Origin of the sequence: Psychrobacter sp. BF1 (genome assembly GCF_019279065.1) — a bacterium.
Classification (GTDB): Bacteria; Pseudomonadota; Gammaproteobacteria; order Pseudomonadales; family Moraxellaceae; genus Psychrobacter; species Psychrobacter urativorans.
The window spans coordinates 73,115-97,470 of record NZ_JAGYWV010000012.1; the positions used below are offsets into that span (position 1 = coordinate 73,115).

The window sequence follows — 24,356 nt, forward strand, 5'->3', positions numbered from 1 at the left end:
AAAAGCAGTTAAGTAGTCTTAGTGAGACACGAGAGGTAGTTAAGGTACTCTAACTTTGACTGCCTTTTTTTGTGCTTTATTCGGTAGATTGATTTTCGTCAATTGACGCTTTTGATAGTTTTGATAGTTTTGATAGTTTTGATCAACTACGCTCAAAAATATACTGAATAGGTAATGTTTATTTCTGCCATTTAGCTTATTTTACAATGACTGTAGCTTATTGATAAAGAACTGGCTGCCGCTACTGAGTTGCCTAAGACGATACAACTTCCTCTTCAATAAACGGCTAATACTCAAGCAACTCAATAGAATAATGACGATCTATAAAGTTGCCTGTAGCTCCTTTAAGTCTTATTATTTGCTTTTCATCGCTAAATAATCTACTGCTAGCTGGCTAAGTGCTTTAGTACCTACTTTAAATGATGATTCATCTACATAAAAATATGGGGAATGGTTATAGGCCGCTTTACTTGCATCTTGCCCTACTGGGGTAGCGCCTAAGAAAATGAATAAACCAGGCACTTCTTGGGCGTAAAATGAGAAATCTTCAGATGCCGTTAGTTTGGGCACCTCAATGACATTGTCTTTACCTGCCACGTCTTTACCTGCTATGTCTCTAAGCGTTGGTAACATCTGCGCAGTAAGCGCCGGGTTGTTAATCGTAACGGGATAACCTTTGTTGATTTTGACGTCAGCTTTGGCGCCTGATGCCATGGCTATATGAGTAGCCGTTGTTTTTATCTTATCAAAAATTTGCTCGCGATTATCCATATCAAAGTTACGAATAGTACCAATCATATTGACACTATCTGGAATAATGTTATCGCGTACACCGCCGTCTATTTTACCAAAGGAGACAATGGCGGGCTCTTTAGTAATGTCAATCTGACGGCTTACTATATGATTAACACCAGTAACGATTTATGCCGCAGCTGAAATAGGATCAACCCCATTCCAAGGTGCTGAACCATGAGTTTGCTTACCGTTGACTGTTATATCAAAGGTATCAGCACTCGCCATAATAGGCCCGCTTCGGTAACCAATTTGACCACTATTTAAGCTCGACATAATATGTAATCCGAATGCAACTTCAGGCTTATACTTTTTAAATATACCTTGTTTAAGCATGAGCTCAGCACCGCCTTCTTCACCTTCAGGAGCACCTTCTTCGGCAGGCTGAAATACGAACATAATATTGCCGTGCAATTGATTTTTAACCGCAGCTAGTACTTCAGCCGTTCCCATTAGCATGGCAACATGAGTATCGTGTCCGCAGGCATGCATGACACCCACGTCTTCTCCCATGTACTTAGTCACTATGGTTGATTTAAAAGGCACATCTACTTTTTCGGTCACCGGTAATGCATCCATGTCTGCACGTAGCATCACTGTAGGACCGGGTTTAGCACCCTTCAAAAAACCAACAACACCTGTGTGCCCTATATCTGTTTCGACCTGCATGCCTAGTGATTTTAAATGCTTGGCAACAACAGCTGCTGTACGAGTTTCTCTATTGCTCAATTCGGGATGCTGGTGGATATCCCGCCGCCATTCAATAACCTTTTTTTCAACACTTTTAACTTCTTTGTCAATATTAATGGTGCTAGGGGCTGCAAATACGCTTTGCTTTCGGGGGTGAGAAAGCCTCAGGTGTTGGTCGCTTCGGACGCCATATCACTTTTGATGAGTTCACCACCTATCAGTGGGTATCGGTACAAACTGAGCAGCGTCCGTATCCCGTGTAAAATATTTTTATTTGCCCGTATAGTCTCAATAACTATCAATGTAGGAAATAAAAACCCATGACCGCTTGTGCCAATCAAGCTGCTCAGACAAGACCAATTAAACAAGCCCAATTAAACAAGCCCAAAACAATAAAAACCTCTTAGGTCTACGATCAATAGTAGCTCTAAGAGGTTTCTTTATATCTAAAAACTTGTGATTTTACTTCTGATAACTTCAGAGTATTCTTTAATACTGAAGTTTACAGATTATGCTGATTCTGCTGCATTTAACAATACTGCTGACTATTTTTTGAGTGATTGCTTATACATTTGCATGAGTTTATCAAACTGTGCAGGTGTCAGGGTACTGCGTACGACTTTTATGCAGTCACGGCGCAGCTTCATATGGGCCATTTCAGTTTCGCTAATGCGGTGTATCAATGCAGTGGTAGTGGCATCGTCAGCGTCTGCAATCAGTGCGGTGCGCAACTGTCCACGCAAGGCTTTTTCATTGGCTTGTAGTCCCAAACGATTTTTCATAGCCATTTTACGATAATTAGCAAACACTGCAACTTGGGCAGGTGTTAACGCCAACGCCTCTGCTTGTCCCATGATATAGGGCATTAACTCTATAATAGGGAAGCTACTGTCGGCCGCGACACTAAGTCCTGTATCAGCAACGGGGGCTGCCAACACTTCAACTGAAGATTGCGCCAAAGCAGGTAGGCGAGCTTTATTATAAGTCGGGGTCGTACTCTGGCACGCAGTTAATGACCCGGCTAATAGTAAGGCGCTTACTGTAAATAATACTGAGGTTTTCAATGACTTTGAGGTATTGATTTGTGGCATGTTGCTCTCCTAATATTAACTGCACATATTGATGCTAAACAGAATAAACCCGTGTGTTTAGCAATCATCAAATATTATATAAAAAAATAATATATTATTTTATATAAAATATCTAGAGCTGTTCATCTTATAGGCCAATAATTTATAATAAATCCTATTAGGTTCGGGCTTATTGCTAGCTTTTAGGTAGCAGGCTAATCCATTACTCTCTTACTTTTGAGCGCTGATGAGCACCCAAAGAGTCTATACGCTGAACCACGCTATACCGTTTTTCATCTGACCATAGCTTATAATTAGACTTGCCTCTTAATACTCCTAACCTATATGATACTTCTCAATAAAAGCCGTCATAAGTCGATGTAGACCATCGCAGCGTGCCTTACCTATGACCTAGTTTTTAAGCCTGTCCTATAACCCTAAGCCTTTATCTCTGCGCCACCAACAATAAGACTATTCCATGACCAAAAACTTCTCGCAAACAGCAGCTTTCATCTGGTCAGTCGCTGACCTGCTACGTGGTGACTTTAAGCAATCTCAATACGGTCGCATCATCCTGCCCTTTACGCTTCTGCGCCGCTTAGAGTGTGTACTAGAAGACACCAAAGCCGCTGTAGTGGTTGAAAGTACGCGTATCGCTGAGATGGGTCTGCCAGAGGAGGCGCAAGAGAAGTTTTTAATACGTGCCAGCAAGCGCCCGTTCTATAATATCTCGCCGATGGATCTAAGCAAGATGGGTCAGAGTGATATTAAGGATAACTTAAGTACGTACGTGCAATCCTTCTCTAAAGATGCGCGTGAGATATTCGAGCATTTCAAGTTTGAAGAGTTTGTCGGTCAGTTAGCCGATGCCAACTTGCTGTATAAAGTCGTGCAGAAGTTCGCTAACACCGATCTCAGCCCGAAAGCAATCTCTAACCATAAGATGGGTTTTGTGTTTGAAGAGCTAATCCGTCGCTTTGCTGAAAGCTCGAACGAGACCGCAGGGGAGCATTTTACCCCGCGTGATATCGTGCGTCTGACGACCTCACTGGTGTTTATGGAAGATGATGACGCCTTAACCAAAGACGGCATCATTCGCACCATCTATGATCCGACAGCGGGTACAGGTGGTTTTTTATCCTCTGGTATGGAATACGTGTTAGAGCTGAACCCTGACGCGGTGATGCGTACCTATGGGCAAGAGCTAAACCCTGAGTCCTATGCGATCTGTAAAGCCGATATGCTGATTAAAGGGCAGGAGGTCAATAATATTAAGCTGGGCAACACCTTGTCTAGTGATCAGCTGGTTACTGAGACGTTTGATTACATGCTATCCAACCCGCCATTTGGGGTAGATTGGAAAAAGATATCAGGCGAGATCAATGCCGAGCATCAACAAAAAGGCTTTGACGGGCGCTTTGGGGCGGGCTTGCCGCGCGTGTCTGATGGGTCGCTATTATTCTTGATGCATCTGATCAGCAAGATGCGTCCGGTCGTCAGTCGTGACAGCAGCACTCACAATAGCCCCCAAAACAGTAATCAGGGCAGCCGTATCGGTATTATCCTAAATGGCTCGCCGCTATTCACGGGCGGCGCGGGTAGCGGGGAGAGTGAGATTCGCCGTTATATCCTACAGGCTGACTTATTAGAGGCCATCATCGCTCTGCCTAACGATATGTTCTACAACACGGGCATCGCGACCTATATCTGGATATTAAGCAACAAAAAAGCACCTGAGCGTCGTGGTAAAGTCCAACTAATCGACGGCAGTAATCTATACAGCAAGATGCGTAAGTCACTGGGCTCTAAGCGTAATGAGATGAGTGAAGACGATATTAGGACCATTACCAAGAGCTTCGGTAACTTTGAGGTGGTCGATGCACGCGTATTAGATAAGCCGGAAGAGGTAAAGTCGAACCGTGGGAGACAGTCTGCAAACCCTAAGAGTGAGCCTGCGAAAACCTTTGCCAGTAAAATCTTTGCCACCCATGAGTTTGGCTATCGTCGCTTAACCATTGAGCGTCCACTACGTCTATCTGCCCAGTTGTCTGATGAAGCTATCGACAGCCTACGTTATGCGCCTAAACCTTTCGATATGGTCATGCCAGCGCTATATGAGGCCTTTGGTAATAACTGGGCTGCTGGTAATGACAGTGACAGCGATAACAGTAATTACGGCGACTTATCAGCGGTCACGTTAGAGGCACGTGCAATGATTAAGGCCGACTTTAGCGAGCTAAAAGAAAGTCAAATCAAAGACGTGCTTAATACCAAAATATGGCAGTCACAACTTGCACTAATGACTAAAGCCAAAGCCTTACAAGCGGCGATCGGTGATAAACAATTTGATGACTTTAATGAGTTTGAGAAAGTGTTTAAGCAGGCGTTAAAAGATACTGATGTCAGTCTTGATATAAGTTTAGACGTGAAGGAAAAGAAACAGCTGCTAGATGCCATTACTTGGAAAAACCCTGAAGCAGAGCCCGTCATTAAGAAAACGGTCAAGGTTGCCAATCCGCTCTATGGTGCGTTTAGCTACCAGCCAAGCGGTTCAAACAAGTCAGCCAAAATCGTTGAGTTCCAACCCGACAGCGATCTGCGCGATTATGAAAACGTGCCGCTGAATCCTGAGGTGACGACCACTGAGCTGATTGAAAGTTACTTCGCTCGTGAAGTGCAGCCTCATGTACCTGATGCGTGGATTAATGCGGATAAGACCGATGCTATCGATGAAGAGGTCGGCATCGTGGGCTTTGAGATACCGTTTAACCGTCATTTCTATGTGTACGAGCCGCCGCGTGCTTTGGCTGAGATTGATGCAGACTTGGATGCTGTCAGTACGGAAATCATGCAGTTGTTGGGTGAGGTGCATTCGTAATGGCGAAGTATCAGCAGTATGCAAAGTATAAGGATTCAGGGGTTGAGTGGTTGGGTGAAGTTCCGGAGCATTGGGGTCTGCCTAAGTTGATTCATCAGACGTCGAGAATTGGCGATGGCTTGCATTCGACCCCCCAGTATCAGGATAAGACGGGATATTACTTTATCAATGGAAATAATTTGGTCGACGGTTATATAGTAGTTGGAGAAACATCTAAAGAAGTACCTGAAGAAGAGTATAAAAAGCACTATATTCATTTAGATAAGTCTAGCGTTTTACTTTCTATTAACGGCACTATTGGCAATGTTGCTCGCTATAATAATGAAAGGGTAATTCTAGGTAAAAGTGCTGCATATATGAATTGTTCTGATGATTTGCTACCTGAATATCTAATGCTGTATTTACAAAGTAGCCAAGCACTTTATTATTTTAATCTGGAGGTTACAGGAACTACTATTTTCAATTTGTCGCTAAATTCTATTCGCCAGATGAAGGTCTGCTTACCAGCCAAACAAGAACAAACCCAAATAGCTAACTTCCTCGACCATGAAACCGCCAAAATCGATACCCTAATCGAAAAACAGAAAACCCTGATCCAACTGTTAAAAGAGAAGCGCCAAGCGGTTATCAGTCATGCCGTGACTAAAGGCTTAAATCCTGATGCGCCGATGAAAGATTCTGGGGTAGAGTGGTTGGGGGCGGTTCCTGCGCATTGGGAGGTGAAAAGGTTTAAAACGATTTTCAAAATAAGAAAACGAATTGCTGGCGAGCTAGGACATGATGTTTTATCAATTACACAAAAAGGCATTAAAGTAAAAGATATAGAAAGTGGTGAAGGTCAGCTCTCAATGGATTACTCAAAGTACCAGTTAGTATCTAAAGGCGATTATGCAATGAATCATATGGATTTATTAACAGGCTTTGTTGATATATCTAAATATGACGGTGTAACGAGTCCAGACTATAGAGTGTTTACTTTAGAGGAAGCTAATTCAGTGCCTGAGTATTTTTTAGCATTTCTGCAAATGGGGTACATTAATAAGCTGTTTTTCCCCTTTGGACAGGGTGCAGCTCATATTGGTCGATGGAGATTACCAACGGAAGCTTTTAAAGAATTCTTGGCTCCTGTGCCACCCGAAAATGAGCAACAGGTCATAGCTGATTTTATCTTTAATAGTTTAGAGCAGATGGATATATTAGAAAAGAAATCTAGAAAAGCTATTAGTCTCATGCAAGAACGCCGCACCGCTTTAATATCCGCTGCTGTTACGGGTAAGATTGATGTTCGGGGTTGGGTTGCGCCTGAGTAGAGATAATAAAAAGCCCCTAGTCTTAGAGTCCAACCACATGGATTGGTAAAACTAGGGGAGTTGTTGCTTTTAATTGTACTCGTTAGCGAAGAGATAAAACAATAAGCATCATTAATTTGAATCTTGTTCATCAATAAGCGCTTGCGCCAGTTCAGGTATTCTATCAGCATATCTTAGACATTGAGCGTATTCGCCACTACTAAAGGTCTCATCAAGCCGATAATCGGCTTTGTGGCGCTTAGTCAAAAAATCAGTGAATTGCATTGCTAGTCTTTTAGCTGCCTTACTATCCGTCAGCTCTGCTATCTCCTCAAATACGCGAAAGACTCTATCATGAGATCCTGTATTGCTAAATGAGCCGTTTCTACCCATGTCGTACTGTGGAAAATTGTTATTAATAACTTCTAGCATAGTGGAATAGATGAAATAGTAATGGCGATTGATACAAGCTCTTTGCAGGGCCTCTTCTGTTATCGCTTTGGGATTTGGAAACAGACTATCTACCGCTTGCTTTAAATCCTCTATCGTTACGCTCAAACCAATATCCCTCGTTGGGCAAGAAGGTCGTCATTGGATAAATTGTCATCTGCGGCGGGTAAGAAATTATAGACTATGCGTTTGTAGTCTTTAAAAGATAAGTCGCTGTTAATCAAATCTTCAGTGTATTTATCATGAATAATAAAGCAGTCGTCAATATCGAGATTTGGTATTTCCTGATTTATAATTAGGAATGTACCCACTTCGTTGTGCTGGATAATCATACTAATCTGACTATTGCCTAAATAATATGAGTTTGATGCTCTAGCTGCTATAGATGAGACTTGTATAAGGGTATCAATCGTAACACTTGCTGGCTCTAAGATAGATATTTTTTCATCAATAGTCTTTAAACTGCTATAGCCTAAACATAACAACTCTTTAGACTTATCGTTAGGATCTTTAAACAAAGATAATCCTTGTGACAAGGCGTCTTTGTCTAGTGTTATAGACGCATCTACAATCAGTCTATTTAAAGCGTATGTATTAAAATTATCTTCTTGCAGGTTTAGTAAAGCTAAAGCAATAGCTTCTTTAAATTGCCCAGCTTCTGATAAAAGTATCGCATAATTATCACGAGCAACTATCTTATCTAATCGATATGATTTTTCGGCATATTCAACTGCTTGGTAAAGCTTACCTTGTAAACGATAGACTAGAGCTTCCATCAAAAAACCCTCAGCAGGATTGCTTTTACGCAATGCTTGAGCATCTCTTAAACAACGACTGAATCTAATATTGTCAGGATTGATCATCCCTTCAAAAGATATTAGATAGTCATAGACCTCGTTAAGTTTAGACTGTGCTTGATGTGCGGTCATATGTTTGGTATTTACCTATATTAGTATTACTATAATAGCATCGGTATTTACCTTAGTAAATGCGAATGCTGTCAGCAGCAACCACACTAATATCTATTTATCGCTAGTTCAGTTATTCTCACAAGCTTATCAAGTAAATGTGACGGTTTTACATTCACCGCTTGGACGATGATTGTAACTTTAAAAAAGTAAGATAATCTATTTTATAAGATACTTCCAATAAATAATGAAAGAGTCAAAACTAACGGACTGAACATGACCAACGCCCACAACGTCACCTACGAATCCGTCTTCCAAGCCGATATCGTCAAGCAAATGCAGGTACACGGTTGGCAGTTGGCAGTCCTAGAGATTATCAGAAAGAGACGGCGCTATATGAGCAAGATGTGCTGGACGTTGTGCAGACCACCTAGTCGCAGGAATGGCAGAAGTTTTACCGTACTCAGCCTATCGACTCTGAGCGCCACTTTATTAGCTCATTGGTTAAATATATCAATAAGGCTAAGCAATTACTTTGGATTGAGATTATGAAAGCACAGCTTATAAAACAAAACCTTACCATAAAAGCGTTAGTTTTAAGCCTAACGCTAGGCATGTCGCTATCCGCGCAGGCAAGTAGCATGATAACGGCCGAAGCGTTGGCGAATCAAGGCTCAGCCTCGGCTCAGTATAATCTGGCGACAATGTATAACGATGGCGATGGTGCTGAGCAAGATAATGTTAAAGCCTTTACATGGTATAAAAAAGCCGCTGAGCAAGGTCACATAGCAGCTCAAAATCATCTAGGTAGCTTGTATCAATATGGCTTAGGGGTCGAGCAGGATTCTAAAAAAGCGGTTAAGTGGTATCGCAAAGCCGCCGAACAAGGTAGTGCACTGGCACAAGAAAACCTCGCGTCTATGTACGAGATGGGTGATGGCGTTGAACAAGATGATCGTCAAGCGGCCCAGTGGTATCAAAAGTCCGCTGAGCAAGGTGAACCATTTGCGCAGTATAGCATTGGCGTGAAGTATGAAGAAGGTCTCGGCGTGGCTCAGGACTATACCCAAGCCGCCGAGTGGTACCAAAAAGCCGCCTTTCAAGGAGAGATGTGGGCGCAAAACAATCTCGGCACTATGTACTATGATGGTACCGGTGTGCCACAAGCTTTTGACGAAGCCTACTCTTGGTTTCGACAATCCGCTGAGCAGGGACATCCGCCCGCTCAGTATAACTTAGGCTTGATGTATGGCTTTGGTCAAAGCGTTGAGCAGGATTATAGTACAGCGGTAGAGTGGTATAAAAAAGCGGCCGATCAAGACAGTGCTCAGGGTCAGAACGCCTTAGGCTGGTCTTATTATAAGGGCGAAGGCGTGGCGCAGGACTATGATAAAGCATACCAGTTGCTACAAAAAGCGGCTATTCAAGGTGAGGCAGTCGCTCAAAACAACTTGGGAGTGCTCTACGAAGAGGGTCTTAGCGTACCTCAAGACTATGTTCAAGCTATGCGGTGGTATAAAAAATCAGCAGAGCAAGGCGATGTACTCGCTCAGACTAATATTGGCGCACTTTATGAAGCGGGTAGAGGCGTGCCACAAGATTATATCGAAGCGGTAAAATGGTATCAAAAGTCGGCAGATCAAGATAATGGTTGGGGTCAAGCAGGTCTAGGTTGGGCTTATTACGCAGGTCAAGGCATCACTCAAGACTATACCAAAGCGCTTGAGCTACTACACAAATCCGTAGAGCAAGAGGTGGCTATAGGTCAAAATAACTTAGGCGTGCTATATGTAGAAGGCAAAGCGGTACCAAAAGATCAGGCCAAAGCTTTTGAGTTATTTAGTAAAGCCGCGGCTCAAGGAGAAATGCTCGGTCAGCGTAATCTAGCTATGATGTATATGATGGGTGAAGGTAATATTCAAGATGAACAACAGGCCATCAAATGGTTTGGTATCGCCTGTGATAACGGGGATTCAATGAGCTGTGATTGGCATGAAGCGGTTAAGATGATATCCGATAATACAGCTGCCGCATTAAACGAAGCAACCGCCGCCATAGAGCCATCAGCGGAGCCAGCAGCACAAAAGGTATCAGATAAATAATGCTTAGGCGCTATTTACGCCGCATCGATACTCAAAGCTTAAAACCACTTTGCGAAAAATAATAATACTATAAACGGACTTAATATGACCAACGCCCATAACGTCACCTACGAATCTGTCTTTCAAGCCGATATCGTCAGCCAACTGCAAGCGCATGGCTGGCAATTAGGTAGTCCTAGTGGCTATCAGGCAGACACCGCGCTGTATGAGCAAGACGTGCTGGACTTTGTGCAGACCACCCAGCCGCTAGAGTGGCAGAAGTTTTGTAAGACTTTTCCTATCGACTCCGAGCGTCATTTTATCACTGCCCTAGTCAAGCAGCTGAGCAAAGCCGATGAGCACTCAACCGATAAAGCCTCACGTACCTATGGCACGTTGGGGGTATTGCGTCACGAGTTAAAAATTCGTAATGCGCGTTTTAGCTTGTGTCAGTTTAAGCCTGAGCATGATCTCAATCCTGAAATCATGGCACGCTATAAGGCCAATATTTGTCGTATCGTCCCTGAGGTAGTCTACAGCCCGCATGCCAGCTTACAGGGCAGTGCTGACGGTAAGGTGGCTAAGCGTAACCGCATCGACATCGTGCTATTTGTGAATGGCTTACCTGTCACCACGATGGAGCTAAAGTCCGAATTTAAGCAGTCCGTTCACAATGCCATTACTCAGTACAAGAAGACACGCCTGCCCAAAGACCCGGATACGGGGAGGCCTGAACCGCTGCTGACCTTTAAACGTGGCGCATTAGTACACTTTGCCGTTAGTCAATATGAAGTCTATATGACGACGAAATTAGCAGGGGATAGCACCTACTTCTTACCCTTTAACAAAGGCACAGCAGATGGCGGCGCGGGTAACGATGTGCCCAGTGATAGCAGCCGTTATGCTACCGATTATCTATGGAATGAAGTACTGACCCCAGACCATCTATTGGCTATTCTCGGTCACTTTATGCATTTGCAGATCGAAGAAGAAGAGGATGTGATTGGTCGCAAGTCCAAACGCGAGACCATGATGTTCCCACGCTATCATCAGTGGGACGTGGTGACTAAGCTGGTCAATGCCGCCGTTACTGAGGGTGCTGGTCAAAAGTATTTAATTCAGCACAGCGCAGGCTCGGGCAAGTCCAACTCTATCGCATGGACTGCCCATCAGCTCTCGACTTTATACAACAGCGATGGCGAGAAGCAGTTTCACTCGGTGATTGTGATTACCGACCGGACCGTGTTGGACGACCAGCTGCAAGACACGATATATCAGTTTGAGCATGCTGATGGGGTGGTGGGCAAGATTAATCGAAAAGAGGGGCACGGCTCAAAGTCTGAGCAGCTGGCGAGCGCACTGGTCAACTCACAGCCCATTATCATTGTGACCATTCAAACCTTTCCATTTGTACTCAAAGCGATTGAAGACTCAAGCGTTCTAAAGTCGCGGCGATATGCCATCATCGCCGATGAAGCCCACTCATCCCAGACAGGCTCAACCGCACGCCAGCTTAAAGAAGTATTGGTCTCTGGTGATATAGAGACTGATGCTGAGAGTAGTGCAGATGAGGATAAGCCGCTATCTAGCGAAGATATGCTCGATGCCACCCTTGCTGCCCGCCGTAGCAGTCCGAACCTAAGCTACTATGCCTTTACGGCCACGCCTAAGCCTAAGACTATTGAGCTGTTCGGACGCTTGCCTAATCCTGACTTGCCCGCCTCCAAAGATAACCTGCCAGCCGCTTATCATGTCTATTCCATGCGCCAAGCGATTGAAGAAGGCTTTATCTTAGATGTACTAAAAAACTACACCAACTATAAAGTGGTCTATCAGCTCAAGCAAAAGCTGGCTGCCAAAGATGATGAAGTCGATGCCCGCCGCGCCAAGATCAAACTCAATAATTGGGTGCGCGTGCATGAGCATAATATCGCCCAAAAAGTAAAAATCATCATTGAGCATTTCAATGACAATATTAAAGGCTTGCTCGGTGGCCAAGCCAAAGCCATGGTGGTGACAGGATCCCGTAAAGAAGCGGTACGCTACAAGCTAGCGTTTGATAACTATATCGCTGAATATGGTTATAAAAATATCAATGCTATGGTAGCGTTCTCAGGTGAGGTTACCTTTACCGATAATGACCCTGATAGCGGTGCCTTACTGGGTGAGAAATTCACTGAGCACAATATGAATATTGGCCTAAAAGGCCGTGATTTACGTAAAGCCTTTGATAGTGATGACTATCAAGTGATGCTAGTGGCTAATAAGTTCCAAACAGGCTTTGATCAGCCTAAGCTGTGCGCTATGTATGTTGATAAGAAGCTGACAGGGGTGGACTGCGTACAGACCCTTTCACGGCTTAACCGTACTTATAAGGGCAAAGCTGAGAGTGGCACCTTTGTGCTCGACTTCTTTAATGACCCGCAAGATATCCTTGAGGCCTTCCAGCCTTATTATGAGACAGCAAGCTTAGCCGACGTGTCCGATCCTGATCAGGTGTTTGATCTCTATGAGAAGCTACGCGCTAGTGGCATCTTCTTATGGAATGAGGTTGAGCAGTTTGTCGAAGCGTTCTATAGCAAGAACAAATCCAACGCGGCCCTAAGTAATATCTGCAAGCCCGCGGTCGAACGTTGGCAAAAGCGCTATAAGCTGGCACGTGAGCAAGCACAAAATGCCAAAGCGATGCTTGAGCGCACCAAGGCGACGGGCGATGTGGTGCTGATTACCAATGCCGAGAATGACTACAAAGGCTTTAAAACCGAGCAGGATGCGCTACAGATATTCAAAAAAGATTTAGGCACATTTACCCGTCAATATGAGTTTATGTCGCAAATCGTGGACTATGACGATAAAGATTTAGAAAAGCTTAGCCTATATGCGCGCAACCTACAGCCGCTGTTACGCGAAAGCTTGGACGATGAAGATGAGGTAGATCTCACTAATATCGTCATGAGTCATTACCGAGTCTCCAAGCTACACCAGCAGGACTTAAAGTTGCAAGAGGGCAAGTCTGAGTATCAGTTAGATGGTGGCAGTGGCGCAGGTACAGCAATACCCAAGGATAAGCAAGAAGCGCTACTGTCTCAGATTATTGATAGCTTAAATGAGGTGTTTGCTGGTGAGGATTTTACCGATAAAGACAAAGTGAACTTTATGAATACTATTTGGGATAAGGTCACTGAGAACCAGATTGTGGTCAAGCAGTTTAGCAATAATAGCGTGGATCAAATTATGCTGGGCGGTTATCCAAACGCTGCCGAGGATGCTATGTTTGATGCTAAGGGTACGTTTGAAGATATGACCATGCACTTATTGTCTAACCCGAAGCAGTTTCAGAAGTTTATTCGATTGATGCTCGATACCAAGCTGAGTACTGAAATTTCAGGGTAGGCTGTACGCAGAGTAACTAGTGACCACTCGAGTATTTATTTACCTGATGCTTTAGTGTCGCGACCGCCACCTGATCGATGGCCTGTGCTGCTCGGCCAGCCTACACTTTGACCGCCAGCATTGATATGGATTTTTATAAGGGTTACTGCGTTAAGTAACCCTAGGGCTAAGTTATCAATAAAAAATCCTTTATATAATCGTTTTTATGCACAATAGCCTTTATATAATTGATACATTGCAACTATAATCGTTTTTATGCAAAATGGTCGCTACACAATTAAAAAGTGACATCAGATGTATCAAAGTATAGTGGAGCCCATAGGTGCAGTATGGCTAATACAAGCTGCCAATATTGAATTGGTTGCCCCTTTGTACATTATTAGCAGTATTGGCGGCCGCCGAGAAACTATTAACAAAGATGATTTTCAACACAATATCTATCAGGACACTATGCGCCCTGCTGATACCTTTATTGCCCACTTACAGTTTCATATGCGCCATGAAGTTATCCATTTCGAGATGTTAGCTCGATTGTTTGAGAAAGTCGGTGGCAATGATATACAGACATGGGTAAATAATGAACCTACTGGAAAATATGCGCGTTGCAGTGCATTTTTGTATGAATGGCTAACAGGCAATACGCTCAATGTACCGAAAAATATTGGTGGAAATTACGTCAATGCTCTCGATAGCAGAAAATTAGTCACTGCAGACCCGACGCAGATAATAAAAAATAGCCGTTGGCGTATCAATGATAATATTGCAGGAACTACTGATTTTTGCCCTATGCTAGTCAAAACAGAGAGGTTTAACCAAGCCGCTAGCCTGAACATCAGTGCAATGATGAGTGAGCTAAATCATGAGTTTGGTGAAGATCTGCTTATGCGAGCTTCGGTATGGATGACGCTAAGAGAGAGTCGCGCCAGCTTCACCATAGAAGGTGAGGGCAAGTCCATTAAACGAATTGAGCGCTTTGCAGATGTCATGGCCAGGCGAACAGGTGTAGGAGAAGTACCACTTACTGGCAAGTTATTAGCAGAGCTACAGCAGGAAATATTAGGTGATAAGAACATTATTGAGCACTATGGTATTCGTCAGTCCCCAGTATTTGTTGGACAAACCCAAATTCGTGGATTAAAAGAGATTGTTCATTATATAGCACCACCAGCCGATGAGCTGTTAGCCAAGCTTAATGGGCTTAGGACGTTTATAAGCAAAACCAATGAGCAGTCGTCAACGATGCGTAGTGCAGTTACTTCATTTGCTTTCGTTTATATTCATCCGTTGGCAGATGGCAATGGAAGGGTACATCGTTTTTTGATTAACGATATTTTGCGACGTGACGGTGCTATTCACGAGCCCATTATTCTACCTATATCGCAAGCTATTGCAGAACACGCTTCAGATCGTCAGGCTTATGACAACATACTTGACACTATTTCAAAACCATTGATGGAGACCCTTCGCGGTCATTATAGTTTTAATAAACAGCCCACCCATTATCCTGATGGTATTGATTCAAACTTGAGCTTTAAGCAGACAAAGATTGCTCAGCCTATATGGCGATTTATAGATCTAACACCACACGTACAGTACTTATCAAAAATTATTCATCAGGTGATAAAACACGATATGCATGAGGAGTCTCGCTATCTTAAGCAACATGACTATGCTCGGGTGGCTATAAAAGAAGTGCTTGAAATGCCTAATGACTATGCCGATAGGATCATCCGCAGTCTATTGAATAATAAAGGCGACCAGAGTAATAAATTGCTTAAAGAGTTTCCTTTCTTAGCAGATGATGAAGTTTGGCAAGAAATACGCACTATTATTATTAATACCTTTATAGAATTTGATAATTAAGTGAGCATTTAGCTATAGTTCGTGCGAAATTAAATCGATAATTCAAGCAACTAGTGTTGCTCAAGCGTTTTTAGCGTAGATAACTAACAGATAGCCTATATTAAATAATAAAAACCCTTGCAGCCTGTAGCTTACAAGGGTTTTTTGTTATTTGTACTTATATTCGATGGTGCGCCCACAGGATTCCACACTCAGGATGGTAAGCCTTGCTGCATAAGGCGTTTACAAATATTGATTATAGAACTACTGTATAGACTACTGTAATAAACAAAAATGACGCTATTTAACGTCATTCTGTTTGGGGTTGTTCGGTGCGTTAAGTATATCATCGATTTTGGGTTTCAACCACTTGTTAGGTCTACCCTTTAGATCGGGCGCTGGCAAGAAGCCGCTATCACGTTTTGTCTGTACGGTGGTAGTTGAAGCCCAGCCAAAGAGGTTTTTGATATCAGCGGTGGTGTAATATTTACCAGTCATGGCAGCGTCCTTATTCTATAGGTAGTCAGTAAAGAAAATGGATTGGTCATGGGCGGGTTGCAAATCTACCTATGACCAATATTGATTATTGTCTAAAATGACAGGCAATCATTGCCTTCAAGTCGCCATTTATTTATCAAGTGATTGATATCATCAATAAAATTAATAACATCATCTTTCATGTTGGCGTATGCGTGCATATCTAAAGCGTGGTAATTAAGAATATTGATATAACTATCAAAACCTTCTAGACTTCCACTTTCAAAAATTTGATAGGTAAAGTTTCGCTTATTAGTCATAACTAGCTCAGCACGCCAGCGTCATGAGGTAAAGCAACGTTCCATAACTAAATCATCGGTAAGCTCATAACCGTAGACCACATAAGGTGTATCTACATCAACAATCTCAATCATTTCGGCATCATCAAGGATAGGGTGGTTATGATTTACAGCCCGCTCTGATCGCATACCAATATTAATCAAACTTCTTTCACTGTTTTTCATATTGCTTGAGTTGAAGGTAAAGCCGTTAATCTTGACTAAATCTTTATTATCGGCTTGCCTGTATAAATGCGATTTCCAAGCTTGATTGGCAAAGTCTATCTGACTGCGATTATACAAGCCGTAAAAGCACCCGTATAACTCAGCCTCAGTCATTTTGCTACTTAGAAATGACTGGTAGATATCAAGCCAGATTGGGTTAATTTTATTAACCTTCATCTGTCACCTGACTTTCTGCTTCTACTACTTCACTGGCATCAACAGTATCAGTATCAGGCTCAACAACATCAGGCGTGTCAACAAAGCACTTAAGCTGATTGTCAAACTCAATACCATCTACACTTTTGGCAGCCGTCCAAATATCGATCTTCATTTGCTTGTATAGCGGGTGGGTAGGCTTTAGAAAGTCAATAAGGGTATTAATGTGCTCAGCGCCATCAATACGGATTAGCTTAGCCCTTAGGTCATTAAGTTCTTTTTGAGCTTTGGCAGCTTCTAGTGACAAGCTATTAATATGGTCTTTGGTAGCCTGAATGATAATACCAATGATATTTTGACCGCTGTGATTAGGCTCATGATTACGCCACCTCAATCATTAAGCTTTAATTAATACTCTTATAGCTTACTTTGGTTAGGTTCTGAGCCTGTCTGTTGTACTCATTATCTATAGCTTCAACAACCTATCTTCTTGTTAGCTGCTTATCACTAATAAGGCTAAAGTTAATGCCTGGGCCAAATAGCTTATGCTCGAAGTGAATGATTAAGTTTGGCTTGTTAAGGCTTGAGTTGCCGCCAAAATTGCTGCTATTTCTAGCTACCCGCGCAAAGTTTTCATCATCTAAAACAAGCAACTCGCTATTACTTTATGAGCTGTCGCATTGAAATAGCTGTTGTTGCATAGACAAGTGCCATCTGTCGAGTAAAACTTGTATGGGTAGATGACCTGTGCGTTGTCGCTGAACGTAACTTGATTTTCTTGGTTGGAATGTGCCATAATCTTATCCTTAGTTGTGAAAGCCCCTATCTGATTCGAGTCGGTTGGGGGTTTTTTATTGCCTGAAATCAGGCGGTTGTTAAGGCGTTATTTCTTTGCATAACTTGATAATACACGCAGTGTGGTTTGATAGTCAATAGAATATAAAATAAATCGCGTGGCGTGTCTTTATAGACGGCAAAAAACCCGCTCAATAGCGGGTTATATAGTTTTTCTAATTTGTACAGCGTGAATTCCTACCAGTAGCTAGTTATTTTATTTCTAATAATGCCAATCAGCGTGTAGTCATTTACAGAGATTGCGCCATCACTAGGTATATCTTTATTTAATTGAGTCAGATAAAAATCACCTTTAGAGTTGCCCAAAACAACTTTCTTTATAACAGCGTATTTAGCACCTTTATGCTGAGCAACTACAAAATCCCCGTCACTTATACTTATACCATCAACATCGGTGTGAGGTTCTACACAAGCATAATCACCTGCTTTAAACTCAGGCATCATGCTATGACCCACAACAACTAATGCAAAAGAATTGGCTGAGAACCCATCGAGCCGCTTTATCCATCCTAATTTCTCAACATCGACATCCTCAGAGAATCCCTTGCCGTCAAACCACTCTAAAAATAATCTGCTATAGCTATCAACAGATATCATTTCAACAACAGGCATATCATCCTTGTGCTTCAAGATATGACTTTTTTTATGGTCATCACTACTCATACCAGTAAGTATCTCGACTTGGTTCTTATAGCCATCCTTAGCCCCAGTCAAAATATAATTAGCATCAACGCCATACAACAAGCCAGCATCAAGCGCTCCTTCTTTAGATACGCCCCTACTGCCCCAGTTGGTTACTGTTGAAGCACTTACCTTCAAATCATTAGCAATGTCAATCTTACGCTTGTTGCCTGATACCTTGTGCAATCTCTCCATGCTGGCGTGCATATCCTGCCCCTTATTAATAGTCATCTATATTAATGGTGTTTAGTTATTATATTACATCTATATCAAAAAAACACGCTATGTAAATATAATACTTGGAAATACCTATTGCGAAACAAATACACATCAAGTATATTTTAATGGTACACACAAAGAAAATTGAGAATATTATGAATGACAAGCTAATTATCGAGAGGCTGGGCGGCGTCAATGTTGTATCAAAAGCGCTTGGCTATGAATACAACACTGTCTACAACTGGACAACTCGCGGCATATCTGCATTTGCCAAAGTTAAATATCCACACCTATTCATGCCAGCCAAGCTAAGCGACTTAAAGAAATTGGAAGTCACTAAAAAATAGGCAATAAAAAAGCGTTGATGACTGTAATCACCAACGCTTCACTTCTAAACACAACAAATAGGATTATAACAGATGAATATCTTAACTCAAAACTCAAGCTTAACAATAAGCAGCTTACAGATAGCTGAAATGCTAGGCAGCCGTCATGACAAAGTTAAGCAGTCAATCGAGCGCCTTGCAATAAACGGTGTAATTATCCAACCCCCAGTGGGGGTTGAACAGTCTACTGATGCAATGGGGCGTAATCGCCTTACTCAAGTTTACGTTTTCGCTGATGAACAAGGCAAGCGTGACAGCATTATCGTAGTTGCTCAACTATCGCCTGAGTTCACAGCTGTATTGGTAGATCGCTGGCAAGAACTAGAAAGACAACAAGCACAGCCAGTGTTTCAAATACCGCAAACCCTTGGCGAAGCGTTACAGCTTGCAGCTAATCAAGCGTTACAGATTGAGCAATACAAGCCTAAGGTTGATCACTACAACGCGGTGGTTGAGCGTAAGGGCTTATTGAATGCCACGCAGGTTGGTTTAAAGCTGGGTATGTCAGCGATAGCGCTTAACAGAATATTAGAAGAGATAGGCGTCTATAACAAGTCAGTGAAGCGGTCAAGAGTCTTTAAGCAAGCATTCGTGAATAAAGGCTATGGCGTGCTTAAACAGACCGAACAAGGTCAAACACAGTCGTTATTTACGATATTAGGCGAGGCGTGGGTTATTGAGAAGTTGCAATGTGAGGGCGTTGCATAGCAGACAAAAAACAAGCCCGTTCAGACGGCAATCTAAACGGGCTTCAATACTAATTCGACGAGGTAATTATAACATGTTAACAGAAAAAATAAAATACATATTAGGCGCAACGCCAGAGCTTAAAGCTCAAGAGGGTATTCATAACTTTATCAAGCACTTAGATATAGCCTTAACAGAAGCCAAAGAGTCATCACTACTATCAAATACCGACTACCTAAAGATTGTCATATCTGAACTAATTGACAAGCATGGTGCTACTTATGAAACAGAGCAAGCCAGCTATACAGAAAGGCAAAGAAAAAGCAATTTAACCGATATAGAGATACTTAGAAGAGCGTTGAAGCCAAAGCACAAGAAAGCGGTATTAGTTAGAGATAAGTACAGGTGTGTGAATTGCGATAGTCACCAAAGCTTATGCGTAGATCATAAAACACCTTTGTCCAGAGGTGGCGACAATAGCAGTGAAAACCTACAAACATTATGTCGCTCATGCAATAGAAGCAAAAGTACCAAAACAATGAGCGAATGGTTTGGAGGTAATCATGACTAACACTAAACGAAAATTTGAATATGGGTTTACCTCGATAGATAACCGATTGTTTTACCTACAACAAGACCTCACGCCTAGCCAATTTAGTATTTTTGTCAGAATCTACAGAGAAACCGAAGGCTATGAAGGAAGACCAAAGGCGCTGGCTGGCACTTACTTCCAAAAAGCGTGCAATATGAGCAAGAACACTGTTACAGACGCAATAAAAAGGCTTGTGGCAGAAGGTCTTATTTTTGTCAGAAAGAAGCCAAGGTCAACGTCACTCTATTTAGTAAATCTTGAGAGAATGGATGATATGTACCAGGAAATCAAAGGGAAAATCATAGATGAATTTGAGAGTATGACCAGTGAGGATGACCTATCTATCCCAAATATTGGGATTCAAGACGGTGATAATGACAATCTTGATTCCCAATATCTGACCATGACTATCCCAAAATCTGACCATTTGATTCCCAATATCCGACCATGTGATTCCCAGATATTGGGAAGTAATAAAGAAACATATAAAGAAATGTATAAAGAAACATATAAAGAAAATATATGTGTCGATGACCAAGGCAAACACCCCGACAATGATTCTACCAATCCATTTTTAAATCAATCTAAGAATGAAGAGTCAGTGGTCAAGAAAAACACTAAGCGAGGCTCAAGTACAGCAAAACTGATAAACATACCGTTTGAAGAATTTTGGTCAGCATACGATAAAAAACAAGACCGCGCCAAATGTGAAAAAAAATGGGACTCATTAACAGACGAAGAGAGATTGCTGACAATGAAGCACTTGCCAGCTTACATCGAGTCAACGCCGAATAAGCAGTATAGAAAGCACCCTGCTACATATCTTAATAGCGAGGCATGGAATAACGAAGTAATCAGCAACCTACCAACAGTCATCAACAACAATCAAGGATATAACAATGGACAACAACAATCAGCTAGCCAGCCAGCTTCAAACGCAGACTTATACCAACAGCAACTCAGAGAGCAGTTCGGATTATCAAGCGAAACCCTCAGAACAGTTAATTAAGTTTCTAATAAATCTATTCAGTACATGGAAGGTATCGCACGCTACAAAGATGAAAGACCAAGATTGGGGTAAGCAGCGCATAGAGCTTTGGGCAATAGCACTGACTGACTTGAGAGCTACCAAGCAAGAATTAGAAAGGGCGCTCAGAAAGTCGATATCTCAATCATGGTTGCCAACCACCGCAGCAGACTTCTTAGAGCTAGGCAGGCAGGCAAGCAGTGAATACCCAGATTCTTACATTGCTTACGTCAAAGCAGCAAACAGAAATTACTTGCACCCAGCAGCTCATGAAACAGCAAAAAGGATTGGAATAGAGAAGTTAGCAGGTGAGCCTGAATATACCACCCTCAAGATTTGGAATGAAGTTTACAAGACGGTATGCACAGAACACAGTCAGGATAGCGTCAAATTCAATCAGAACCTAGCCGAGATTGAACGAAGCAAGCAGAATGATAAAAAGGTACTAGAAGCACCCAAAATGAGCTTAGAAGAGCAATCAGCGATAGCAGACAAATACATTAACTTAATTAGGAAATCACTATGAACAACTTACAAAAACCGTTACATCATTTGCAAACAGAGCACTCATTACTAGCCAGCCTTATGAGTCTTGATAATGGTTATAACAAAATCTCAGAAATTATATGTGAAGACGATTTTTCGTTTGAGCAGAACCGCTTGGTTTTTAGAGCTATCAAGAAGCTATCTGAGGACGGCAACCCTGTTGATGGCGTAACAGTACATGACCAGCTTGAACGTACCAAGACGCTTGACAGCGCTGGCGGGGAGTCATACCTCGCTGTGATAATGAGCGTTGGTATATCTACCTTGTTTAATTTGGAGTACAACGCTGAGCGTATCAAAGAGCTATCACAGCAACGCCGTATTCGCTCAGTGCTGGTTGACGCTCATTCTGTTATCAACGACGACGGCAATGATGTTGATGTAAAAATCAGCAATATCGTCTCAGAGCTGCTAAAAGTATCAGCAAATGATAATGACGCTGACAACCAATCTCAGTCAATCAGTAGCTTGATTGAAGGCTTTATAAACAAGCAATCAGACTTGATGAAAGGTATTAAACCAAAATCTCAGATAACAGGCTTCTTTGACTTAGACGAAAAAGCACCGATTCAAAACGGAAACCTGATTGTATTGGCAGCTAGACCAGCCATGGGTAAGACGACACTTGGATTGAATAAGTTGTCGAACATGGTTGAGGAGCATAGAGTTCTTGATTGTGATGACAATGTTATCAGTGAAAAGCTAGGCGTCATATTCTCATTGGAAATGACTAAAGAGGAAATAATGGAGAAATATATATCAGCTGCAGCAAACGTTGATATGAAAAGCTTAAAGAATGGCACGCTCAGTGAAGACGAATGGGCGCGTGTATTTAAAATTATAACCAAGATTAAGAATGGCTACCCGCTGCATGTTGATGACAGACCGAAATTAACCTTTCAGCAAATCAGATCTAGATTAATACAACTTAGATCGCAAGGTCATGATATTGGCGTGGTAGTGGTTGATTACTTGCAAATCATGGGCGGTCTTGACGCAAACAACTTGACCAACTCACTTGCCGAAGTCACAAGTAACTTCAAGGCGCTTGCTAAAGAGCTTGATTGCCCTGTCATTTTACTGTCACAGCTTAACCGCGAGTTAGAAAAACGCCCTAACAAACGCCCAATTAACTCAGATTTACGGTCATCAGGTTCTATTGAGCAAGACGCGGATATCATTATTTTTGTCTATCGTGATGAAGTCTATAACGAAAACAGTGAGCATAAAGGGATAGCAGAAATAATCATCGGTAAGAATAGACACGGTGAAATTGGCACGGTAAGGCTTAGATTTGATGGCGCTAGATCGAAGTTTACCGATATTAACGACTTTACGCCTCAGTACGATGAAGACGGACACCCATTTCACGCATAACTACCAGTAACACCATTTAATCACAGCCAAACATCACTCACAGCCTAATAAAACCACTAGATATTAATGTAGCCAAGACAGTAACAGCTACCTTATACGGCAAATGAGAGGCTATAAAATGATTAAGTTCTTAATGCTTAGCAATCATGATGATTTATTAGATCATACATCCCACCAAGGGTTCGAGATAAACGACACAACCCGCCAGCGCGTCATTGGCTAGGTCAAAGCAGAAATTGCCAGCCAAGCACACTTCTATAATTACGCACTTGATGAAAAAAATCGACGCTCTCATGAGTTCAGTTGACGATTTTGAGTTTGACGGTCTGCTATTTGAATTTAGCAACGTTGAGCTATCCATAAACATTACAACCAAATTGGAGTGCTTGATGTGAGAAATACCAAGAAGCGTACCAAGTACAGTAACGTTAAAGTTATCATCGACGGTATCAAGATCGATAGTAAGAAAGAAGGCGCTCACTACTACAAGCTCAAAGACCAGTTAGCCGCTGGCAAGATATCTAACCTTACCTTACAGCCAAAATTTGATATTGCTCAGAGCGTTATCTTAGATGGTACTAAAAGACGAATCAGATATTACATTGCTGATTTTAGTTACATCGACAGCGCTGGCAAGTTAGTGGTTGAGGATGTTAAGGGCTTCAAGACAGAAATGTACAAGCTTAAGCGTCATTTGGTTAAAGAGATACACGGCATAGAGGTGGTTGAGATATGAAACAGATAACCATGATTAGTGTCTTAGACGACTATATCAGTGCCTCAAACCTGACCAAATTAGCGATCTACAACCTGAATGGTGTCATATAGCCAGTAGCTATAAGCGACACGCCAGCGGGCAAGTAAAGTTTTGGCATATCAGAAATCAGAAATCAGAAAGTCTTTACCATGCCAATCAAGCAGTTTAATGACCAATACATAACCAAATAATAGTTTGGTGACATTTAGATTAGATATAGAGATTGTATAGAAGGCGTATAGAGAATAGTTTGTGATTTAGGTATTGACGGTTATATAACGCACCATGTATTACTAGTGTCATACTAGCAAGGTACATTACTTAATTATCAAAGACTTAAATCATGGACGACTTCTTATTCGTAATCGCATTTACTAAGGAAATCATTATTGAGCACAATGGCCTTGAAGGCGCTAAAAAAATGATGACGGGCTATAACTCAAAATGCAAAATATTTGAGCTTGGTCATAGTCGCAAGGTTCAGAATATAATTAATGAACTATTTTATGAAGGTAATGAACCGCCCCGACTATATCGGAGAGTGATTTACTTGAGTCAGGCAGCCATGCCTGACAGGATTAAATTATCATAATACCGCTTTTCAAACTCAAAGGGTGACACATAACCAATCGTGCTATGC

Annotated in this window: 23 protein-coding genes; 13 read left to right on the forward strand and 10 right to left on the reverse strand. The window is 42.0% G+C overall.

The features are described 5' to 3' along the window. Positions 1-354 precede the first annotated feature (354 nt). The 3 genes from KZA12_RS14950 to KZA12_RS12575 form a co-directional block, all read right to left on the reverse strand. Positions 355-798 (reverse strand): M20/M25/M40 family metallo-hydrolase, encoded by a 444-nt coding sequence (locus KZA12_RS14950; protein ID WP_373416619.1) that lies wholly within the window; start codon positions 796-798, stop codon positions 355-357. 123 nt (positions 799-921) lie between these two features. Then, positions 922-1,650 carry an amidohydrolase gene (locus tag KZA12_RS14955; RefSeq protein ID WP_256932966.1) on the reverse strand — a complete coding sequence of 243 codons (729 nt, stop codon included), beginning with the start codon at positions 1,648-1,650 and terminating at the stop codon, positions 922-924. 377 nt (positions 1,651-2,027) lie between these two features. Beyond that, positions 2,028-2,573, reverse strand: a complete 546-nt coding sequence (locus KZA12_RS12575; RefSeq protein WP_218690453.1) for a Spy/CpxP family protein refolding chaperone — start codon at positions 2,571-2,573, stop codon at positions 2,028-2,030. Positions 2,574-3,030: 457 nt separating this feature from the next. Between KZA12_RS12575 and KZA12_RS12580 the strand changes: the two genes are divergently transcribed. After that, positions 3,031-5,430, forward strand: a complete 2,400-nt coding sequence (locus KZA12_RS12580) for a class I SAM-dependent DNA methyltransferase (RefSeq protein ID WP_218690454.1) — start codon at positions 3,031-3,033, stop codon at positions 5,428-5,430. Next, positions 5,430-6,740, forward strand: a complete 1,311-nt coding sequence (locus KZA12_RS12585; protein ID WP_218690455.1) for a restriction endonuclease subunit S — start codon at positions 5,430-5,432, stop codon at positions 6,738-6,740. The genes KZA12_RS12580 and KZA12_RS12585 overlap by 1 nt, the downstream gene beginning before the upstream one ends. A gap of 111 nt (positions 6,741-6,851) precedes the next feature. Here the strand turns inward: KZA12_RS12585 and KZA12_RS12590 are convergent, their stop codons facing one another. Next, a complete protein-coding gene (locus KZA12_RS12590) occupies positions 6,852-7,277 on the reverse strand; it encodes a hypothetical protein (RefSeq protein WP_218690456.1) in 426 nt (141 codons plus the stop codon). Beyond that, complete coding sequence (locus KZA12_RS12595; RefSeq protein ID WP_218690457.1) at positions 7,274-8,098, reverse strand: M48 family metallopeptidase; 825 nt, start codon at positions 8,096-8,098, stop codon at positions 7,274-7,276. Before KZA12_RS12595 ends, KZA12_RS12590 begins: the two co-directional genes overlap by 4 nt. Before the next feature lie 527 nt (positions 8,099-8,625). Here KZA12_RS12595 and KZA12_RS12600 point away from each other — a divergent pair. The 3 genes from KZA12_RS12600 to KZA12_RS12610 all read left to right on the forward strand — a co-directional run bounded on the left by KZA12_RS12600 (position 8,626) and on the right by KZA12_RS12610 (position 15,414). Further along, a complete protein-coding gene (locus KZA12_RS12600) occupies positions 8,626-10,179 on the forward strand; it encodes an SEL1-like repeat protein (protein ID WP_218690458.1) in 1,554 nt (517 codons plus the stop codon). A gap of 84 nt (positions 10,180-10,263) precedes the next feature. Continuing rightward, entirely contained in the window at positions 10,264-13,551 is a 3,288-nt protein-coding gene (locus KZA12_RS12605; RefSeq protein WP_218690459.1) for a type I restriction endonuclease subunit R, read from the forward strand. A gap of 294 nt (positions 13,552-13,845) precedes the next feature. Next, positions 13,846-15,414 (forward strand): Fic family protein, encoded by a 1,569-nt coding sequence (locus KZA12_RS12610; RefSeq protein ID WP_218690460.1) that lies wholly within the window; start codon positions 13,846-13,848, stop codon positions 15,412-15,414. 279 nt (positions 15,415-15,693) lie between these two features. On the opposite strand, the gene KZA12_RS12615 is transcribed toward KZA12_RS12610, so the two are convergent. From KZA12_RS12615 to KZA12_RS12635, 5 genes are all read right to left on the reverse strand, one after another. Beyond that, positions 15,694-15,891, reverse strand: a complete 198-nt coding sequence (locus KZA12_RS12615) for a hypothetical protein (protein WP_218690461.1) — start codon at positions 15,889-15,891, stop codon at positions 15,694-15,696. 92 nt (positions 15,892-15,983) lie between these two features. After that, positions 15,984-16,190 (reverse strand): hypothetical protein, encoded by a 207-nt coding sequence (locus tag KZA12_RS12620; protein ID WP_218690462.1) that lies wholly within the window; start codon positions 16,188-16,190, stop codon positions 15,984-15,986. 21 nt (positions 16,191-16,211) lie between these two features. After that, positions 16,212-16,610, reverse strand: a complete 399-nt coding sequence (locus KZA12_RS12625) for a hypothetical protein (protein ID WP_218690463.1) — start codon at positions 16,608-16,610, stop codon at positions 16,212-16,214. Continuing rightward, complete coding sequence (locus tag KZA12_RS12630) at positions 16,600-16,983, reverse strand: hypothetical protein (protein ID WP_218690464.1); 384 nt, start codon at positions 16,981-16,983, stop codon at positions 16,600-16,602. Before KZA12_RS12630 ends, KZA12_RS12625 begins: the two co-directional genes overlap by 11 nt. Before the next feature lie 638 nt (positions 16,984-17,621). Continuing rightward, positions 17,622-18,332, reverse strand: a complete 711-nt coding sequence (locus KZA12_RS12635; protein WP_218690465.1) for a LexA family transcriptional regulator — start codon at positions 18,330-18,332, stop codon at positions 17,622-17,624. Between the two features lie 167 nt (positions 18,333-18,499). Between KZA12_RS12635 and KZA12_RS12640 the strand changes: the two genes are divergently transcribed. The 8 genes from KZA12_RS12640 (at position 18,500) to KZA12_RS12675 (ending at position 24,308) form a co-directional block, all read left to right on the forward strand. Beyond that, complete coding sequence (locus KZA12_RS12640) at positions 18,500-18,691, forward strand: hypothetical protein (RefSeq protein ID WP_218690466.1); 192 nt, start codon at positions 18,500-18,502, stop codon at positions 18,689-18,691. A gap of 72 nt (positions 18,692-18,763) precedes the next feature. After that, positions 18,764-19,438 (forward strand): phage antirepressor KilAC domain-containing protein, encoded by a 675-nt coding sequence (locus KZA12_RS12645; RefSeq protein ID WP_218690467.1) that lies wholly within the window; start codon positions 18,764-18,766, stop codon positions 19,436-19,438. Positions 19,439-19,511: 73 nt separating this feature from the next. Beyond that, entirely contained in the window at positions 19,512-19,988 is a 477-nt protein-coding gene (locus KZA12_RS12650; protein ID WP_218690468.1) for an HNH endonuclease, read from the forward strand. Further along, positions 19,981-21,018, forward strand: a complete 1,038-nt coding sequence (locus tag KZA12_RS12655; protein ID WP_218690469.1) for a replication protein — start codon at positions 19,981-19,983, stop codon at positions 21,016-21,018. Before KZA12_RS12650 ends, KZA12_RS12655 begins: the two co-directional genes overlap by 8 nt. A 49-nt stretch (positions 21,019-21,067) precedes the next feature. Next, complete coding sequence (locus KZA12_RS12660; protein WP_218690470.1) at positions 21,068-21,562, forward strand: hypothetical protein; 495 nt, start codon at positions 21,068-21,070, stop codon at positions 21,560-21,562. Further along, positions 21,559-22,959: a replicative DNA helicase gene (locus KZA12_RS12665; protein ID WP_218690471.1), complete on the forward strand. Its 1,401-nt coding sequence runs from the start codon at positions 21,559-21,561 to the stop codon at positions 22,957-22,959. Before KZA12_RS12660 ends, KZA12_RS12665 begins: the two co-directional genes overlap by 4 nt. A gap of 391 nt (positions 22,960-23,350) precedes the next feature. Further along, positions 23,351-23,695, forward strand: a complete 345-nt coding sequence (locus tag KZA12_RS12670; protein ID WP_218690472.1) for a DUF1064 domain-containing protein — start codon at positions 23,351-23,353, stop codon at positions 23,693-23,695. Positions 23,696-24,059: 364 nt separating this feature from the next. Beyond that, the gene (locus KZA12_RS12675; RefSeq protein ID WP_218690473.1) at positions 24,060-24,308 is read left to right on the forward strand and encodes a hypothetical protein; all 249 of its coding nucleotides are present in this window, start codon (positions 24,060-24,062) and stop codon (positions 24,306-24,308) included. Positions 24,309-24,356: the final 48 nt, after the last annotated feature.

Coding starts and splice junctions, on each gene's coding strand:
- KZA12_RS12580 (WP_218690454.1), top strand. CDS start 3,031: ATGACCAAAAACTTCTCGCAAACAGCAGCTTTCATCTGGTCAGTCGCT.
- KZA12_RS12610 (WP_218690460.1), top strand. CDS start 13,846: ATGTATCAAAGTATAGTGGAGCCCATAGGTGCAGTATGGCTAATACAA.
- KZA12_RS12650 (WP_218690468.1), top strand. CDS start 19,512: ATGTTAACAGAAAAAATAAAATACATATTAGGCGCAACGCCAGAGCTT.
- KZA12_RS12585 (WP_218690455.1), top strand. CDS start 5,430: ATGGCGAAGTATCAGCAGTATGCAAAGTATAAGGATTCAGGGGTTGAG.
- KZA12_RS12635 (WP_218690465.1), bottom strand. CDS start 18,332: ATGCACGCCAGCATGGAGAGATTGCACAAGGTATCAGGCAACAAGCGT.
- KZA12_RS12605 (WP_218690459.1), top strand. CDS start 10,264: ATGACCAACGCCCATAACGTCACCTACGAATCTGTCTTTCAAGCCGAT.
- KZA12_RS12660 (WP_218690470.1), top strand. CDS start 21,068: ATGAAAGACCAAGATTGGGGTAAGCAGCGCATAGAGCTTTGGGCAATA.
- KZA12_RS12595 (WP_218690457.1), bottom strand. CDS start 8,098: ATGACCGCACATCAAGCACAGTCTAAACTTAACGAGGTCTATGACTAT.
- KZA12_RS12645 (WP_218690467.1), top strand. CDS start 18,764: ATGAATATCTTAACTCAAAACTCAAGCTTAACAATAAGCAGCTTACAG.
- KZA12_RS12575 (WP_218690453.1), bottom strand. CDS start 2,573: ATGCCACAAATCAATACCTCAAAGTCATTGAAAACCTCAGTATTATTT.
- KZA12_RS12640 (WP_218690466.1), top strand. CDS start 18,500: ATGAATGACAAGCTAATTATCGAGAGGCTGGGCGGCGTCAATGTTGTA.
- KZA12_RS12600 (WP_218690458.1), top strand. CDS start 8,626: ATGAAAGCACAGCTTATAAAACAAAACCTTACCATAAAAGCGTTAGTT.
- KZA12_RS12625 (WP_218690463.1), bottom strand. CDS start 16,610: ATGAAGGTTAATAAAATTAACCCAATCTGGCTTGATATCTACCAGTCA.
- KZA12_RS12655 (WP_218690469.1), top strand. CDS start 19,981: ATGACTAACACTAAACGAAAATTTGAATATGGGTTTACCTCGATAGAT.
- KZA12_RS14950 (WP_373416619.1), bottom strand. CDS start 798: ATGATTGGTACTATTCGTAACTTTGATATGGATAATCGCGAGCAAATT.
- KZA12_RS12620 (WP_218690462.1), bottom strand. CDS start 16,190: ATGACTAATAAGCGAAACTTTACCTATCAAATTTTTGAAAGTGGAAGT.
- KZA12_RS12615 (WP_218690461.1), bottom strand. CDS start 15,891: ATGACTGGTAAATATTACACCACCGCTGATATCAAAAACCTCTTTGGC.
- KZA12_RS12665 (WP_218690471.1), top strand. CDS start 21,559: ATGAACAACTTACAAAAACCGTTACATCATTTGCAAACAGAGCACTCA.
- KZA12_RS12675 (WP_218690473.1), top strand. CDS start 24,060: ATGGACGACTTCTTATTCGTAATCGCATTTACTAAGGAAATCATTATT.